This is a genomic window from Coleofasciculus sp. B1-GNL1-01 (genome assembly GCF_040220235.1).
Taxonomy (GTDB): Bacteria; Cyanobacteriota; Cyanobacteriia; order Cyanobacteriales; family Coleofasciculaceae; genus Coleofasciculus.
This window is the reverse complement of sequence record NZ_JAVJTO010000160.1, coordinates 1-16,310: the sequence shown is the minus strand read 5'-3', so window position 1 is coordinate 16,310 and position 16,310 is coordinate 1. Positions and strand designations below refer to the sequence as shown.

The following is a 16,310-nucleotide window of genomic DNA, read 5'->3' as shown; positions in this document are numbered from 1 at the left end:
CCTGTCACGGCGTTAGTGGATACCGACGCTTCGAGACTTCCGATCACAGCCGCAATCTTTGGCTCTTTGGACTGGTGTCATTAGGAGAGGGGTTTCATAACAACCATCATTACGATCCTAGCTCGGCGCGTCACGGATTTGTCTGGTGGGAAATTGATATAGCCTGGTACATTTTGAACGGTTTGAATTGGTTCGGTTTGGTGTGGGATATTAAAACTCCAAGGCAATGGAAAAGAAATCAATCACTCAATGAAAAAATGAACAAAAAATATTTCATTCAGGTAGAAACCCAAAGCCCCGACTGATGAATGAAGTTTTTCGACATACATAACATATTGGAGAAGTAAACTATGACAGAATTGATCATATCTGGTTTAACAATTTTTTGTCTAGAGAGCATTTTAATCGGGCTGCTAATGCTAATGCCGCGATTGGGTTCCCTGGGTAAAAATATTTCTGAGGCTTGCACTAAAGCACCCACACTCGATCTGGTTGTTTCGGCTCTGACTTGGCTTCCCTGGCTTTTCTGTGGCGTATTTGCTGGATGGTGGGGTTTTACAGGGGCGCTGGTGGCACAGATCGGGGTAATGCAATTGTGGATTTATGGTCATGAATTATTCCACACAGATGCAGCCCGAGACGGTCGAATCGTTAGTTACCTCAACCAGCGATTTGGTTGGTGGCGCAACCATTTGGGATTGTGGGTAACCGCGATGGCTCTGCCCGCATTTTTTGCCATTCGCTTTGCTCAATTATTTGTCTACCCATTCCTTACCTTTTTGCTTGGATTTCCCAATTACAAACATAGCGATTGGATCAATGTGAGTCGCCAGAAATTTGAAGGTTTAGTCGGACACGATCTAATTTGGTGTTTATACTGCGATTGGATGACTGGCGTGTATTCTCTGGGTGCTGAAATGCTGCGAAATGTGGAATCCTTTTGGTGTCCAATCCGCTTTTACCACGACAAGAAATGCGAAAACTGCAAGATTGATTTCCCAGATATTGAACGGGGTTGGGTTGCTGCCGATGGGACGATGAAGGATGTGGTTCAAACCTTGCACGAACATATGCCTGAAAATCACAGTTGGTCGTGGTTTGGTCACCCAGAGCGGCAGCGCGATCAAGGGAGAAAAGCCACAAAGGTATTACCAAGTGTAAAATAGATAACTTCGCCTAAAACAGCACTCTGCTCGGCTCTCCCGTACTTGTGGCGATAACGCCAGCTTATAATTTAGCCAGATCAAGCTTTTTAGCCTGGATTTATCAGGAATTTTGTAGAATCAACTACTTTTTTCACCAAGCATCCGGGAGAGCCAGGAGTCTCAACTCAAATTCACTGTGCTAAGCAGAAACGCTTGCACTTTCTCTAATTGTCGTTTTAAGGATTCGAGTCGCTCATTTGCTTTGACTAAGGTTTTTTCCCGCGCCTGTTGCTCTAATTGGGCGGCGATTTGGGGAATGAGTCGCACACCAATATTCGCACTCGTACCCTTAAGCCGATGGGCTTGTTGCTCAAGCATCTGGAAATCTTTCATCTGGAGAGCGTGATACATTTGTTCAAGTCTCGGTTGAGCATGTTTAATAAAGGCTTGTATGAGTTGCTTTTGCAGGATGATTTGACCTCTGGAGATCACCTCTAGACGTTCTGTATCGAATAACGTGTGATCAAGGTAGAAGCCTGTAGACGCCAAACGACTCGAATTAATTGCTGCTTCCCCAGCTTCCCCAGCTCCCCCAGCTCCCCCAGCTCCCCCAGACTTTGCCCAACGTTCGATCATTGCCTGTAAGGTATCTTGATCAAAGGGTTTACTGAGAAAGTCATCCATCCCCACCGCCAAACATTTTTCGCGATCGCTCTCTAAGGCACTAGCGGTTAAAGCAATGACAATCGTATGCCGATTTGACCCTTCTTGGCGTCGTAATTCACGAGTCGCTTCATAGCCATCCAAGACAGGCATCTGACAATCCATAAACACAATATCGTAAGATTGGGCTTGTAATTTCGCCAAAGCCTCTGACCCGTTACTGGCGCACTCAGGCTGATACCCTAGCATTTGCAACTGGTTGACGATCACCGTTTGATTGATGGGATGATCATCAACCAGTAAAATCTTCAAGTGGGATGAATCATTCAGATGAGTGGGTTGATGGATAGGGGTTTGCCAAGTCTCCAAATCTACCTCAGGCGTCACCGCAGCCAATAAACTCTCCCATAGCTGTGACGCTTTCATCGGTTTAGTCAGATACCCCAAAATCTCCATCGATTCCAACTCTTGCACCGTATCAAGCTGATGCATTGTTGTGATCACAATCAATTTAGTGGACGCCAAACTGGGATTACAGCGAATCATCGGCACAATTGACTCCCCCTGACTTCCAGGGAGTTGCAAATCCAGAATCGCCACATCATAGGGATGACATTGGCTCACCGCATTCCGTAAAGCATCCATGGTACTGGTACTATCCGTGGCTTCATCAATCTGCATCCCCCAGGCTTCCAGATGCGATCGCACGGTTTGGCGAGTTGTGGCATTTTCGGCGGTGACTAAGAGTTTGAGTTGGCGTAGTGCTAAGGGAACCGCTTGGGCGGGTGGTAAGGGTTGCATCTTAACGGGTACAGTAAACCAAAATCTTGATCCTTGACCCACCTTACTCTCAACCCCAATTTTACCCCCCAGCAACTCAACCAATTGCTGACAAATCACCAATCCCAAACCCGTTCCCCCATAGCGCCGTGTTGTTGAAGCCTCGACTTGGGAAAATGCTTGAAACAATTTGGATTGATCAGCCGCGCTAATACCAATTCCGGTATCGGTGACGGAAAATTGCAAGGTAACTGAAGATTGAGATAACGTATCTGTGGGTTGATGCTCACTGACCGCTACCCGCACCACCACTTCCCCTGCATCGGTAAACTTAATCGCATTACCGACCAAATTCAACAAAATCTGACGTAAACGTCCCGGATCACTCTGTAACTGTCGCGGAACATTGGGTTCAACCAGGATAGCTAATTCTAACCCCTTTGTCTCTGCCTGTACCGCTAAGACATCAATCACAGAATCCAAGCAACGTTCTAAGCTAAAGTCGATCTGCTCCAAAGCCATTTTTCCGGCTTCGAGTTTAGAAACATCAAGAATATCATTAATCACCGTAAGCAGATGTTTAGCACAGCTTTCGATCGTGCGCGTGTAATTCAGTTGTTGAGGGTTCAGATCAGTTTGCAAGAGTAACCGCATCATCCCTAAAACCCCATTAATCGGGGTGCGGATTTCATGACTCATATTTGCCAGAAATTTAGACTTGAGCCGTGCCGTTGCTAAAGCCGCTTCTCGCGCTTCTACTAACTCATTAATCGGAAAACAGGCAAGCACAATTCCGCCAACGTCCCCCGTTGAGGTATACCAAGGATGAATCGCCCAATGTTCATAAATTGTCGTACCATCAGCCCGTTGCCAGACATCTTCATTCTTGGTAATAATCTCTCCCTGTAACGCCCGTTGATGAGCTTCTCGCCACGGTTGGGGTAGCTCCGGGAATATATCATAGTGACACCGATTGATCAGGGATTGTTCGTCTAAGCCATAAACCGTGAGCCACTGTTGAGAATGAGCTAAATAGCGCATTTGCCGATCAAACATTGCCATCGCCACAGGTGCAACGGTAATAATTTGTCGGAGTTGCTGGCGTTCTTGTTCCAAATTTTGATTGAGTTGCTGTAGCTGGGTGGTTCGTTCCTCAACGCGATGTTCTAATTCCACATTGACTTGCTTCAGTGCCGTTTCCGCTTGCTTGCGACTGGTAATATCCAGAGCCAAGGATAAAATTGAGACTAAATTATCGGCGTCATCGCGCAGTGCTGAATTGTACCATTCGCAATCAATGACTGAACCCTCTTTGGTGTAGTTACGATTACAACAAATAGAGCGAGGTGTACTACCATCAAGTAAATTCGTCATCACCACATTAACGGCATCCCTATCTTCAGTAAATACCAGTTGCAACTCATCAATCTGCCGACCTAAGGCTTCCTCAGCCTTCCAGCCAAAGATTTGTTCAGCCTGTTGGGACCAGCGTTGCACTCGATGGTGACTATCCCATTCAATCACCGCCAAGGGAGAATTTTCTACATGAAAGGTGAGGCGTTGTAGAGTATGCTGTAATTCTGTTTCTGCTGTTTTGCGTTCTCTGATTTCTTGTTCGAGTTGAGCCGGACTGGGTAATGCTAGGGCTTTGGGAATTAATTGCACCAGCAGTACGGCTGTAGCCAGGGAAACGATCGCGGTGATTGCTTTGATGAGTCCACTCAGCCAGTAATCGGGATGCCATAGCGTCCACACGCTCATAATATGGGTTGTACCACAGGCTAAGATAAAGGCACTAAATAACCAAAATATCCAGTCAAAGGGCAGATCCTGTCGCTTGCGGACGAAGTAAACTAAGGTTACCGGAATCGAATAGTAAGCGAGTCCAGTTAACGAATCGGACAATAGATGAAGCCATACCAGTCCTGGCTGCCAAAGATAACAATGTCCATGGGGAATATAGTTCGCCAAGACTGTCCACATTATGAACCCTCCCTTTTGGGTGTTGTGATGCTGGGTATTTGACGTTCATTGCTCATTGTTCATGGTAATGAACAACGGGCGATGAACCATTAATAATTTAATAGTTGATAATAATTGATAATGGCTTACGCGGAACGTTTTACTTGTTGCTCTCTAACTAACGTCAGACTGACCCAAGATCCGCGATCGCTATAGCGGCGAATCAGTCGTTGGCGTAGGGTGGGTTCGACTAACCAACCGACTTCTAAGACGAAACTGTGACCGGATTTAATCGTTAATGGACAGTTAGAAGACGCGCCATCGGGGAGAAGTACGACCTGAACGGGTAATCCACCGTCCTGGAAATAGAGCATCTCTCCGTCGATTCTAGCACTGGAGGTTAGGGTCTGAACGGATGCACCGACGCCAAAGGTTAGTTGTTGGATGAGGCGATTACTGTCTTGGCGTTCAATCGTGAGTTTAGTGGAATAGGTATCCGGCGATCGCAAGTCGGGATAGAGGGTAATCGCTTCACCTTGCCATTCTCCCAGGAGTTGATCAACGGTTAGAGGGGGACGTTCTGGGGTATCAGTTCCGGCGCGTTTTTCTCGTATTAAAGTTAACTGAGACAGTTGAGCGTCTTTATTGTAGAGTTGCACTAACCGTAGGCGGCGATTTCCAGCAATTAAGCCCAATTCAGCCCCAAATTCGGAAAAAGGACCCCACTGCATTGAGCCTTGAGAGAATGCGCCCGTCTCAAAAAATAGCACACTTCTGGCTAAGGTACTGTATTCTAAGACCGTTTCCTCGACAGCGCGATCGGGGGGATAACGGCGAATCACCTGGCGCACCGTTTTATTTTGATTGAGTCCCTCCAAGCTGACAACCGTCGGTGTATCCGTCAACACCTCGACTCCGCTCGGTGTCAACGGTTCTCCTTGTGGCGAGAAGCGGGTAAACGAACCTTGCCATTCGCCTAAATTTTGTAGTAAACAGTCCCATTGCGATCGCATTGTTATTCATTCAAAACTCGTTCATTGGGTTGGGGCGGGTTTAGTAACATCTGGGTGAGAAAAAACGATAGTCGTGAAACCCGCCCCTACAGACGCTTTTGGCATCACGTCTCTACAGGTTTTAACTCGACGCACTGGTATAAAACCGTAGGGCAAACCGCCAAAAGATCCCGGATGCTAACAGTAATCCTAATGCCAGAATCGCCGCACCCACCACCCAGACGAACTCACCGCGACCTAATATTACCTCGGCGGGTATCGTCGTTAAGAACGCCACAGGGACAACAAAGGTAAAGAAAAATCGATAAACGGTGGGATAAGCCACCATCGGAAAACGCCCTGCTTCCAACAACCCGCGCAGCACTTCAGTCACATTATAAATTTTGACAAACCAAATACTCGTGGCTCCCAGTATAAACCAGAGGCTGTAAAGACTGATCAGACCAAACACCAGGGGAACAGCGCCCAAAAGGTAATCAACCCCACTGATGTTAAGGCGTTTACCTGCATAAGCTAGGAGGATTCCAGCAAAAATTAAATCAGGCAATCCCCAAGGCGACAGGGTGCGAGATGACAGCCAAAACTGGGAACTAATCGGCTTAAGTAAGATAAAGTCAAGCGTACCCTGCTGGACATGCTGGACAATGCGATTGAGATTAGGACTCAGCAGCGTCGCCGCAAACCCTTGGAGAAGGGTAAAAATCCCCAGAATCACTAAAGCTTCTTCCCAACTCCAGCCCTGAAAGGTGTAGCCCGTGCGGTAAAACAAAAATAACCCAAATAAACTGCCTACTAAGTTTCCGAGACTGCTTAAGGCAGCAATCAGAAAGTTGAGGCGATACTCGAGTTCAGCGGCGAGAGCAGTCCTCCAGAACAACTGGAGTACGTTCAGATATCGTTTCATCTTGATTAAGATAGCAGAAATCACCGCTGATGATGGCGGTTAGGTAGAGCAAAATTGTGACAAAATGTAAATTAAACCGTGAGGATCTCCCATGAGAAAAATTTTAGTGATTGAAGACGAAAGCTTAATTCGAGATAATCTCTTAGAACTACTGGAAATTGAAGGATTTGATGCCATCGGAGCAGACAATGGTCAGGCTGGGGTGGAAATAGCCAAAGAGTTTCATCCGGATGTAATTTTGTGTGATGTGATGATGCCTAAACTGGATGGTTATGGCGTTTTAGAGGCATTGCGTCAAGATCCTAACACGGCTGACACTAAATTTGTCTTTCTTACCGCCAGTGCCGATCAAATTAATCTGATGAAAATTAGGGGGTTAGGCATTGATCATATTCTCAAACCCTTTAATGTGGATAAATTCTTGACATTGCTGGAGCATCAAAATAGTTAAATAACGTAGCTAAAACAGCCGCCAATGCAGAACGCCTAACTGAGATAATTCATGACTGGATCGATTGTGGCGTTCAGACCTACTATTTTCTAGTCCTTTTCTTCCTTGTCCTATCTATCTACGCCGATTAACCGCAACTGAGAGTGAATTCCCCAAGAAGCTAGCGTTCCGATCAAAATGCAACCATTGGCGCAAACGACGCCTTGGCGTTCATAATGTTCAGTAGAGTTCAAGGAATTTTTTGTGTCTCAAAAACGCAGGGTTTGGGTGATAGTCGTGTTAGTGCTAGCCGTGCTGGCATTTGTGGGTATATCGACGATTCCGCTGTTAAGGAGTGTTGTAGAGAGCAATCAGCCGTCTGCTGTCGCCACACCGAATGCCCAACCCAGCCTATCCACAGAACAGCAAGATCAACTCGAAGAACAAGCTAAAGGGTACGAACTGGTTTTACAGCGAGAACCGCAAAATCAAACCGCGTTGCGGGGACTATTAGAGGCAAAATTGCGCCTAGGTGATGTTGAAGGCGCGATCGCACCGTTAGAAACCTTAGCTGAACTGAATCCCGACCAAGCCGAATATGGGGTATTGCTAGCTCAGGCGAGAGAACAAACTGGCGATCGCGAAGGTGCAGCCCAAGCTTACCGTCAAATTTTAGCCTCACAGCCCGGAGATATCAATGCCTTAAAAGGATTAGCGGCTTTGTATATTCAGCAAAACCGTCCAGAAGCGGCGATTGGTTTATTGCAAGAGACAATTAAAAACGCTGGACAACAGAATCAGACTCAACCGGGTAGAGTGGATGTGAGTTCTGTCAAATTGTTGTTAGGAGAAGTCTACCTGAGTCAACAGCGGTTTACTGAAGCCCTCACCATTTATGATGAACTGATCGAAGAAAATCCCCAAGATTTTCGCCCGGTATTGGCTAAAGCCCTAATTCTCCGCCAACAAGGGAAAACCGAAGAAGCCAAGCCTCTATTTACCACAGCGGTTTCTCTCGCACCGCAGGAGTACAAAGATCAAGTCAAGCAACTTGCCACATTAAGCGAACAGCCTACACCTCCACCAACCGCATCCCCTGATAATAACGAGACACCTGATTTTCCCGAACCGCTTCCGGAAGGGGATGAAAATCCTGAACAGTAGGGTTTGGTAACAGTAACAGTAGGGTTTGGCAACCCAACCCCTACATTGGTTGCCATTTCAATTACCATAGCGATAACGGAGGCTTTTGTGTGGCAGGTATCAGACAATGGTGCGATTAAAATGGTGGCAGTGGATCGTATTGGCAATGCCGATCGCGTCCATGATTATCTTCTTACTCTTATCTGCGGGTTGGCAAATCCATGAGTGGGGAATTAATTGGATCTGGGGTATCTTTATCCTGATCTTCGCCGGATGGCGTTGGCTGCTAGTAAAATGGACGCGGACAACCGTTGATCAGGTAGAAGCAGCGGTAGCGGAGGTTAGCGATCAACTCGAGGCTACCACCGAAGAAACAACTGCCTTACCCGCCACAGATGAGGCGACTCAAAACGCCGAAGCCGCCCTGCAAACGGTGCTGAAAAAAGCACAGGATGATCCGCCCATCTGGGAAGACTGGCAAACCTTTTGGCAACGATGTCAGGAACTTGTGATCGCCATCGCCCATATCTATCAGCCGGAGGCGAAATATCCCTTACTCAATATCTACATTCCCCAAGCTTATGGGCTGATTCGGGGGACGGTGGATGACTTAGATCAGTGGATGCAGAAGTTATCGCCAGCGTTGAGTCAGGTGACAGTGGGACAGGGATTGCAAGCCTACGAAGTGTACCAGAAACTCGAACCCTCCGCCCGCAAACTCTGGCAAGCGTGGAGTTGGGCGCAGTGGGTAGTCAATCCGGTGGCGGCGCTAGCCAAACAAGCGAGTAAGCGTTCGAGTAACCAAGCTACCCAGCAACTGTTGATGAATTTGGCACAGATGCTGCGCGAAGCGGCGTTAAAGAATTTATCTCGACAAGCGATCGCGCTGTATAGTGGCAGTACCCCACCGGGTTCAACAACCGTCTCCCCACCCAAACCGCAACTCCCCCAGGTAAAAACCCAAACCCTGCGCGATATCCTCGAACAAGCTGAACCTGTAGAAGCGGTTGAACAAAAGCCCGTGAGTATTTTGCTGGTGGGGCGTACTGGATCGGGTAAAAGTAGCCTAATTAATACATTATTTCAGGCAGAACGCGCCGAAGTCGATGTCTTACCCAGTACCGATCGCATCCAAAATTACCACTGGCAAACTTCAACTGGAGAAACCCTGACGCTGTGGGATACGCCGGGATATGAACAAGTCAACCGATCCGATTTGCGGGACTTGGTACTCGATTATGCCACGAACGCCGATTTACTGCTACTGGTAACCCCCGCCCTCGATCCGGCGCTACATATTGATGCGGAGTTTCTCAAGGAAATCCAAGCAGATATTGAAGACTTACCCACCATTACAATCGTCACCCAAGTCGATCGCCTGCGCCCGATCCGGGAATGGCAACCCCCTTATGATTGGCAATGGGGTGAACGAACCAAAGAAAAAGCGATTCGGGAAGCGACAGAATATCGCGCCGAAAGTTTAGGGGAATGGTGCGATCGCGTGTTACCTGTGGTGACGGCGGATGGGAAAACCGGGCGCACCCCTTGGAATATCGAGGCGCTATCATTAGCATTAGTTGACGCGATCGCACCTGCCAAACAACTGCGTCTTGCCCGCTTTTTGCGAAACCGAGAAGCCCGTACAGCGGAAGCGGCTAAAATTATTGACCACTATACGTTTCAGATGGCAACGACTCAGGGGTTGACAGCGTTTCTGAAAAGTCCGGTGCTACAGTTTGTATCCACAGTAACAACCGGATCTCCCACGTTAGCGTTTGCCCTGGCTGAACAAATTCCAGTCGAACAGTTACCCGTAGTCATTGGCAAATTACAGATGGCGTATGACTTATTCTCCTTGTTGAGTGCAGGGGATACTCAGATGCAATTCGACTTGCGATCGCTGTGGTCATTATTGCTGGACAATTCATCTTCACCTGATCGCAATGCGTGGGCATTTGGTCACGCTTTGGTAGAATATTGGACACAGAATATGAGTGTTGAACAATTACGCCAGAAGTTTAAGTTTTATCTAAATCAGCAACTGGACTTTGAACAAAAGGAAACAGCTTGAGCAGATTCCGCCGCGTATCCTACGCTTCTGGAGCTGAAGGGGTGACAAGCAGTCTTACACCCTTGAAAATAAGGCTTTGAGCGATATGAATATCTCCAAAGATAAAGTCTTATAGCACTACGCATTAAGGTTAGGACAATACAATTGGGTGAAAAGGCAACAGGCAACAGGCAATAGGCAACAGGGGAATGTCCTTTCCGTACCCCGTAGGGCTATATTGACATCCTTATTGACAGACGAAGACCACCGGATGAGGTATGGGATTAGCGAAGCGTTGCGCAGGGGGTATGGGGGAGGCGCTCGTCCCCCATCGGGGGGTCTGGGGGGCTGGTCCCCCAGATAAAACTGCTATTTTTGACCCTATCTGTGACGGGAAGAAATTGGCTAAAAGTAGGATAGCTCAACACTTCAGCTAGCTTGTCCCCCCGTGAACTTCTGGAGTTTCGCATCGTGTCCCCTTCCCTACACCCTTACCCTACAATTATCAACCGTAACATGGTATGAATTAAGAAATATCCTGGTCAAACACTTTTGTACCACTCACCTAAATCCGCGATCGCACGATGCCTACCCCTAGTCACCCCCTCCGAAAACCTGAATTTCGTCGCGAACATCGCTTAGGACTCGTCGTGTATGGTGGTGTTTCTCTCGCCATCTATATGAATGGTATCTGCCGCGAATTCTATAATGCTGTACGGGGTCGAGGTATCTATAAACTGATTAAAGCCCTAACAGATGCGGATATTGTTGTTGATATTCTATCCGGAACCTCAGCCGGTGGTATTAATGGCGTGTTACTGAGTTACGCCCTTGCCAATAGCACCAAAGACACAATTGTTGACTTTAAAGAATTTGGGCAAATTTGGCGTGACAGTGGGAATATCCGTGAACTAATGCATCACCCCTCAACCCAGGAAACTCAACGGGAGTCGGTTTTGGATGGTGCTGGGTATTATCAAACAGCCCTAGCCGAAGCGTTTGAAAAAGGCATTTATAATTGCACGGATGCGCCAGATGGCGAGTGGGTATCTGAGTTGAATGAACTCGATTTATTTGTCACCGGAACTGACATCCTGGGACAAATTTACCAGCTATTTGATGATACAGGTCGAGTCATTGAAGTTAAAAATCACCGCCAGATTTTTCACCTCAAGCATCGTCAGGGACGTCACGAACCCTTTAATCCGGATAGTGACCCAGCGGATTTAAGTCGGACGCCAGAACAAACCTATCAATCCCTGGCAAAACTTTGCCGAATTACCTCATGCTTTCCGGTGGCATTTCCAGCGGTTAATGTTGGCTTAAATAACGATGCCAATGACATTGATCAGCGACTGATTCGATGGGGGCAAATGGACAATCGTAATTTACCCGAACAACGACCGCCAGAGGGTTATCAACTCCATTTTATTGATGGTGGGGTGTTAGATAATCGACCCTTTAGTTACACGATTAAAGATATCTATTTTCGCACCGCTAACCGCCCCGTTGATCGCAAGCTGATTTATATTGATCCCAATCCCGATCGCTTCTTGGGAAATCCCAAATTTAATGCCATGGCGAAGCCTAGCACCTGGGATGTGCTTCAGGATGCGTTAGTTGGACTCCCGACGTATGAAAGCATTAGCAACGATTTGGAGTTAATCCAAGCCCAAAACGATAAAATCAGCCGCTATAACAGCATACTCGCTAGTGTGGAAGCACCCGATCCATCAACGCCTGGTATTTCCCACAAAATTACCGTTAGTGAAGAGATTTACCTCCGTAGCCGCTTGATTGGTTTGCGCGATCGCATTCTCCCCCTGATTTTACGCATGGATCGACAGCAAACCACGGCTTCAGGGATTGATAAAAAAGTCATTTTAGAGAAAACCGGACAACGGTTAATTGCGGGTATCACCACCCCAACCGACAGTCAAGATAAAGATATAATTCTTCAACAAGCTAGTCAGCATATTCGTAATCTGGATATAGACTATGCGTTGAGGAAGCATTTCTATATTATTGATAAGCTATTTCAGCAGCTTGAGAAAACAACCGAAATCGATGAATATAATAAGCAGCGATTACTTGTCAGTCGGTTAAACCGACAACTTAAACTGCTCGAAGTAATCCGCTTTACGTTAGATACATTACTCAGTCATCCGCAGGTTAGTGAATCTTTTTACAGTTTACTGGAGCAAAGTTTAGAAAATTCTGATCCGGAATTTCAACAGCAGTGGCGCAAACAAGTTTATGATCGTCTCTTGCGTTTGCACCGCTTTTTCTTTGATGCGGATGGTTTAAATGACCTATCTCCATCCGGCTTAGATCAAAATCGCCTAGAGTTCGTTCCCGCCAACTTTTTTAAGACATTACCCACCGCTGCGGAACAGTTAGGAGTAGAGTCCAACCCGCTTCCCGAAAAACAAAGTAACTGGTTACCGCAAAAACAGATTTCTAGTATTATTGCCCAATTCCAGCAAAAAATTCGCCAACTTGATGATGATCCATCCCTACTCAACCGTATTTGGTCGGATCAAAAATACCAGGATAGCGATCCAGAAAACTGTAGTCAACTGTTTTGCTCCATTCTCCATCAAATTAATCAGGCATCAGAACAATTAATTCAAACCAGTAAACTCAACGCTTATGAGGATATTCTCAATCGTTACCAACAGTTTTGTCACTTAGATCGGGTACTCTATCCCTTTGAATATTTAACCAATCTTTCTGAAAAAGATATAATTGAGACAATTCGCTTTAGTCCAGATGATGCTCAGCTAGGGTTAGGGAAGGGAAAAACCTTAGATGATAAATTGGCTGGGGATACATTACAAGCTTTTGGCGGATTTTTTAAGAAATCATGGCGTTCCAATGATATGTTGTGGGGACGATTAGATGGACTCAATCGTCTTATTGAAGCCTTAGTTACTCGTGAATCATTGCAAAATTTTCCAATTTTCTTGGCGCGACAAACCCAAGTACAAGGATGTACAGAAGATGAATACTTAGAACAACTGGTTCAAGACTGTTTCCCCGATTCCACAGCCAACACTCGTCAGAAACTCAAATCCCATCTTCGCTTATTAGCTGATCCAAATCTGTCTGATGCAGCGATGCATATTATTTTAGACGATCTGGTTTTAGAAGGTCATCGCTCAATTTTAATGACCGACTTAGAAACAGTGATTGAAGATGAAATCAGCGAACAACTAACCTGGAATCGCCAACGGGTTAAACCCACTGATCCTGATGATGTGGAACGATTACTTGCTCAACTCGGTGATGAACCACCCAGTTATCAACCCGTTCCAGGTTATTTTGGGAAAACGGTGAATACTCTAGCAGCGGCACAATTAGCCAAAGATGCTATTGGTCGGTTTTATACCCAAGCAAAAGAAGACTTCTTTCGCAATCAATACCGGATTGGTAAAGAAACCATTTTAAAAGATATTCCTGGAATTGTGCTGGCAAATCTTGCTACTCGTGCGGCTTTAATTATGCGAGATATTATAATTACGACTCTAGGAAAACAACGTGCAAATAAACTTCAAGGGCTTTTAAGTTATCAATTTGTGAATAAGTCATTACAACTTGTCTATTGGTGGTTACAATTAAAAAGTCCCACCGCGTTTCAGAGTCCCAATTTTATCGGCAAGCGACCGCTAATATTAGTTCTACAGGTACTACTCCTACTCACTGCCATTATCTGTGTGGTAATTACTGTCTCCAATTCACCTATATCTACCGCCGTCGCCCTCATTGCTACAGTTTTGTTTTGGTTATTAGGGTATGCGTGGAAAAAGTCTTAATTTTCTTATGTCTTATGTCTTATGTCTTATGTTAAAAAGAATAGAGACTTCCATTTTAAAATTCATGTCATGTTATGAGTGCCGATTTTGTAATGCTCTCATTTCCTGCTGCACATCTACAACAATCTGTAACGCCTCATTGAGTAAACGCCCATGTTCCGTCGCTTGGTCGCTAACTTGTAAAGCTGTCAATGCCATGAGGTTATTATCAAACAATTCAGAATTGCATTTGATAAACTTGTCGTTTTCCCTAAGAATTCGCTCAGTCTTTAAGGCTCGAATAATATCGTCACGGGTTAGCCGAAGTGCCTGAATAACTTGTCCCCGATTTGTTAACGCCACACCCGGATTACCAACGGCTTCAATTTTGTCATTAATATCAATGGCTTGAATCACTCGATTAAATCGGTTTACATCTTCAAATAGTCGGATTAAATTCTTGCATTTGCGGCTAATGGCAATTTTGCGAATATCGTTGAAGAATAAGGTGATGGCAAGAATGGAAGGGATAGCAATTAACAACTTAATATGTTCCGGAAAAACCTGGAGAAGTATAAACCCTGTTAGACTAATCAGGATAATAATCAAAAGGGTTTTAGTAATCTCCGCGACGAATTTGGGCAGAGTCGGTGGTTTCAGGACAGTATCAACACTTACTCCACTCAAATGTTTGAGTTCTCCTTTGGTGATTTTGAGTCCCTGTAAGTCAGGTTGCATCGTGGGTATGATAGTTTGACTTTAGCGATCCGGGTTTGGCTTAATCAGTGATACGCCTAGTTGTATCTTTCTCTGTATTAGCACAAATGACTTGATGGGGGAATCGGCGGGTCTTGAATTTCCCGTTCCCTGTTCTCTGTTCCTTTAAACACAGACTTGGTTCTCCCGTATATAATGTGATAAGATTTGCTTATGTGTGGGGCGATTAGCTTGATTTGAATAAAACCTCGCTTAATCGCTTGATTAGTTGGGTTTCCTTTGTCAACCCAACCTACTGGATTGACACAGCTAAAATTGTGGATTAGATGTGACCATTGAATCGGGCGCAAGTCTTTGCACCCCTACGGTTTCGCGGCTAATGGTTAATTCATCAAATAAGGTGTGCCACGCCACTACAAGCATTACACCGTGGGACTTTGGTTTAATTCATAAGACTTTATTATCACCGTAAGTACGGGAGAGCCGATTTAATGGTTAATTTTCGGAATATTACTCAGTGCAGAAGTATCAGTTTGTTCTCCCACAGTTTCCTTTTTGATAACAGCAATTGTTCCAGTTGACTCCATGACAATCGCTTCTACGTTTTGTAAAGAAGCAATTCTGTTTTCACGCACTGCCGCTAATAATTGGACTTGGGTAACCCGTTGCTGTTGCATGGCTTTGTGTAAAAATTGACCTCGAAAGTACAGCAGTGAGGGACTTGCTGTGACTACGTTCTGGAATGGCGATGAGCGAACCGTTAGCCATGAAACCACGTATTGTAAGGAAAGTAGCGTCAAGAATGCAATGACGCTTTCAGCTAACGATACGCCTTTTGCCGTGATTAATCGTCCCAGGGTAGAACCAATCGCAATCGTAACTACAAAATCAAAGGCATTCAACTGAGCTAAGGAGCGTTTGCCAGATATCCGTAGCAATAAGAGTAAACTGATATAGGCTAAGGTTCCGACAACAACGATGCGGATTAACGGTTCAATCCCTCCATAAAAGAAAACAACCTTGTCCATAATAGTAATAATTTATTTAGCGTTATTGAGTTTTAAAATCAGGATCTCAAGCCTTGGAAACTAAACAGTATAACGTTCACCGCAACCTTAAGAACCCACGAATAGACTTCATGCCTGTATATTTTTGCCTAAAGCGCAATTTACCAAATCTAGCCAAAGACATAAACTTGAAATGTCAAAGCCTTTGGCATGTATAGCGCTACGCGCCAGGGAATAGGCAATAGTGAAGTCAAAACCTTACTAAGCTGTCATGCATTTAAATTGGGTATTAGTCGCGAGCAAGATGCAAAGCCTGTGGCATGGCTTCGCTAAAGCCTGCGGCATGGCTTCGCTAAACGCACTACAAGGATTTCGTCATTATGTGCTATACAGCAGTTTGCTCTGCTATGCGGTACATTGTCGATCCCCCTAAATCCCCCTTAAAAAGGGGGACTTTGATCTACTGTACTTTATTACAGCGCAAAGAGCTGTATTGCCAACTTTGATACCAGAAAATAAATTTATTATTTTTTAGCTTAAGTAAGAATCGAGCTTACTGAGTAAATTTCACAACCCGTTTTAACGGGTTTTAGCTTTAAGCCAGAACTTTAGTTCTAGGCTTAATTATGGGAAGCATCCTCTGTAGAAAATTAAACCAAGTCTATGTTTGAATTATTGTTCAGTCAAGTATTTGAATTTTTA

10 protein-coding genes and 1 pseudogene are annotated in these 16,310 nt (G+C 45.4%); 6 read left to right on the top strand and 5 right to left on the bottom strand.

The window, feature by feature from the left end; translation table 11 throughout:
* A pseudogene (locus RID53_RS34495) lies at positions 1-305 on the top strand (hypothetical protein); the annotation flags it as partial.
* Positions 306-350: 45 nt separating this feature from the next.
* Entirely contained in the window at positions 351-1,166 is an 816-nt protein-coding gene (locus RID53_RS34490; protein WP_446392384.1) for a hypothetical protein, read from the top strand.
* A 159-nt stretch (positions 1,167-1,325) separates the two neighbouring features.
* Here RID53_RS34490 and RID53_RS34485 read toward each other — a convergent pair whose 3' ends face one another.
* From RID53_RS34485 to RID53_RS34475, 3 genes are all read right to left on the bottom strand, one after another.
* Positions 1,326-4,571: a response regulator gene (locus RID53_RS34485; RefSeq protein ID WP_446392383.1), complete on the bottom strand. Its 3,246-nt coding sequence runs from the start codon at positions 4,569-4,571 to the stop codon at positions 1,326-1,328.
* 125 nt (positions 4,572-4,696) lie between these two features.
* Positions 4,697-5,563, bottom strand: coding sequence for a DUF3598 family protein (locus RID53_RS34480; protein ID WP_446392382.1), 867 nt, complete (start codon positions 5,561-5,563; stop codon positions 4,697-4,699).
* Positions 5,564-5,684: 121 nt separating this feature from the next.
* Positions 5,685-6,467 (bottom strand): ABC transporter permease, encoded by a 783-nt coding sequence (locus tag RID53_RS34475; RefSeq protein ID WP_446392381.1) that lies wholly within the window; start codon positions 6,465-6,467, stop codon positions 5,685-5,687.
* 91 nt (positions 6,468-6,558) lie between these two features.
* Between RID53_RS34475 and RID53_RS34470 the strand changes: the two genes are divergently transcribed.
* The 4 genes from RID53_RS34470 to RID53_RS34455 all read left to right on the top strand — a co-directional run bounded on the left by RID53_RS34470 (position 6,559) and on the right by RID53_RS34455 (position 13,905).
* On the top strand, positions 6,559-6,918 hold the full coding sequence (locus tag RID53_RS34470; RefSeq protein ID WP_446392380.1) for a response regulator: 360 nt from the start codon (positions 6,559-6,561) through the stop codon (positions 6,916-6,918).
* 243 nt (positions 6,919-7,161) lie between these two features.
* Entirely contained in the window at positions 7,162-8,061 is a 900-nt protein-coding gene (locus RID53_RS34465) for a tetratricopeptide repeat protein (RefSeq protein WP_446392379.1), read from the top strand.
* Positions 8,062-8,167: 106 nt separating this feature from the next.
* Complete coding sequence (locus tag RID53_RS34460) at positions 8,168-10,111, top strand: GTPase family protein (protein ID WP_446392378.1); 1,944 nt, start codon at positions 8,168-8,170, stop codon at positions 10,109-10,111.
* 563 nt (positions 10,112-10,674) lie between these two features.
* Positions 10,675-13,905: a patatin-like protein gene (locus RID53_RS34455; protein WP_446392377.1), complete on the top strand. Its 3,231-nt coding sequence runs from the start codon at positions 10,675-10,677 to the stop codon at positions 13,903-13,905.
* Between the two features lie 72 nt (positions 13,906-13,977).
* On the opposite strand, the gene RID53_RS34450 is transcribed toward RID53_RS34455, so the two are convergent.
* Positions 13,978-14,622: a hypothetical protein gene (locus RID53_RS34450; protein ID WP_446392376.1), complete on the bottom strand. Its 645-nt coding sequence runs from the start codon at positions 14,620-14,622 to the stop codon at positions 13,978-13,980.
* 467 nt (positions 14,623-15,089) lie between these two features.
* Positions 15,090-15,629: a DUF421 domain-containing protein gene (locus RID53_RS34445; RefSeq protein WP_446392375.1), complete on the bottom strand. Its 540-nt coding sequence runs from the start codon at positions 15,627-15,629 to the stop codon at positions 15,090-15,092.
* Between the last annotated feature and the right edge of the window lie 681 nt (positions 15,630-16,310).

Coding starts and splice junctions, on each gene's coding strand:
- RID53_RS34470 (WP_446392380.1), top strand. CDS start 6,559: ATGAGAAAAATTTTAGTGATTGAAGACGAAAGCTTAATTCGAGATAAT.
- RID53_RS34455 (WP_446392377.1), top strand. CDS start 10,675: ATGCCTACCCCTAGTCACCCCCTCCGAAAACCTGAATTTCGTCGCGAA.
- RID53_RS34475 (WP_446392381.1), bottom strand. CDS start 6,467: ATGAAACGATATCTGAACGTACTCCAGTTGTTCTGGAGGACTGCTCTC.
- RID53_RS34445 (WP_446392375.1), bottom strand. CDS start 15,629: ATGGACAAGGTTGTTTTCTTTTATGGAGGGATTGAACCGTTAATCCGC.
- RID53_RS34480 (WP_446392382.1), bottom strand. CDS start 5,563: ATGCGATCGCAATGGGACTGTTTACTACAAAATTTAGGCGAATGGCAA.
- RID53_RS34485 (WP_446392383.1), bottom strand. CDS start 4,571: ATGTGGACAGTCTTGGCGAACTATATTCCCCATGGACATTGTTATCTT.
- RID53_RS34490 (WP_446392384.1), top strand. CDS start 351: ATGACAGAATTGATCATATCTGGTTTAACAATTTTTTGTCTAGAGAGC.
- RID53_RS34450 (WP_446392376.1), bottom strand. CDS start 14,622: ATGCAACCTGACTTACAGGGACTCAAAATCACCAAAGGAGAACTCAAA.
- RID53_RS34460 (WP_446392378.1), top strand. CDS start 8,168: ATGGTGCGATTAAAATGGTGGCAGTGGATCGTATTGGCAATGCCGATC.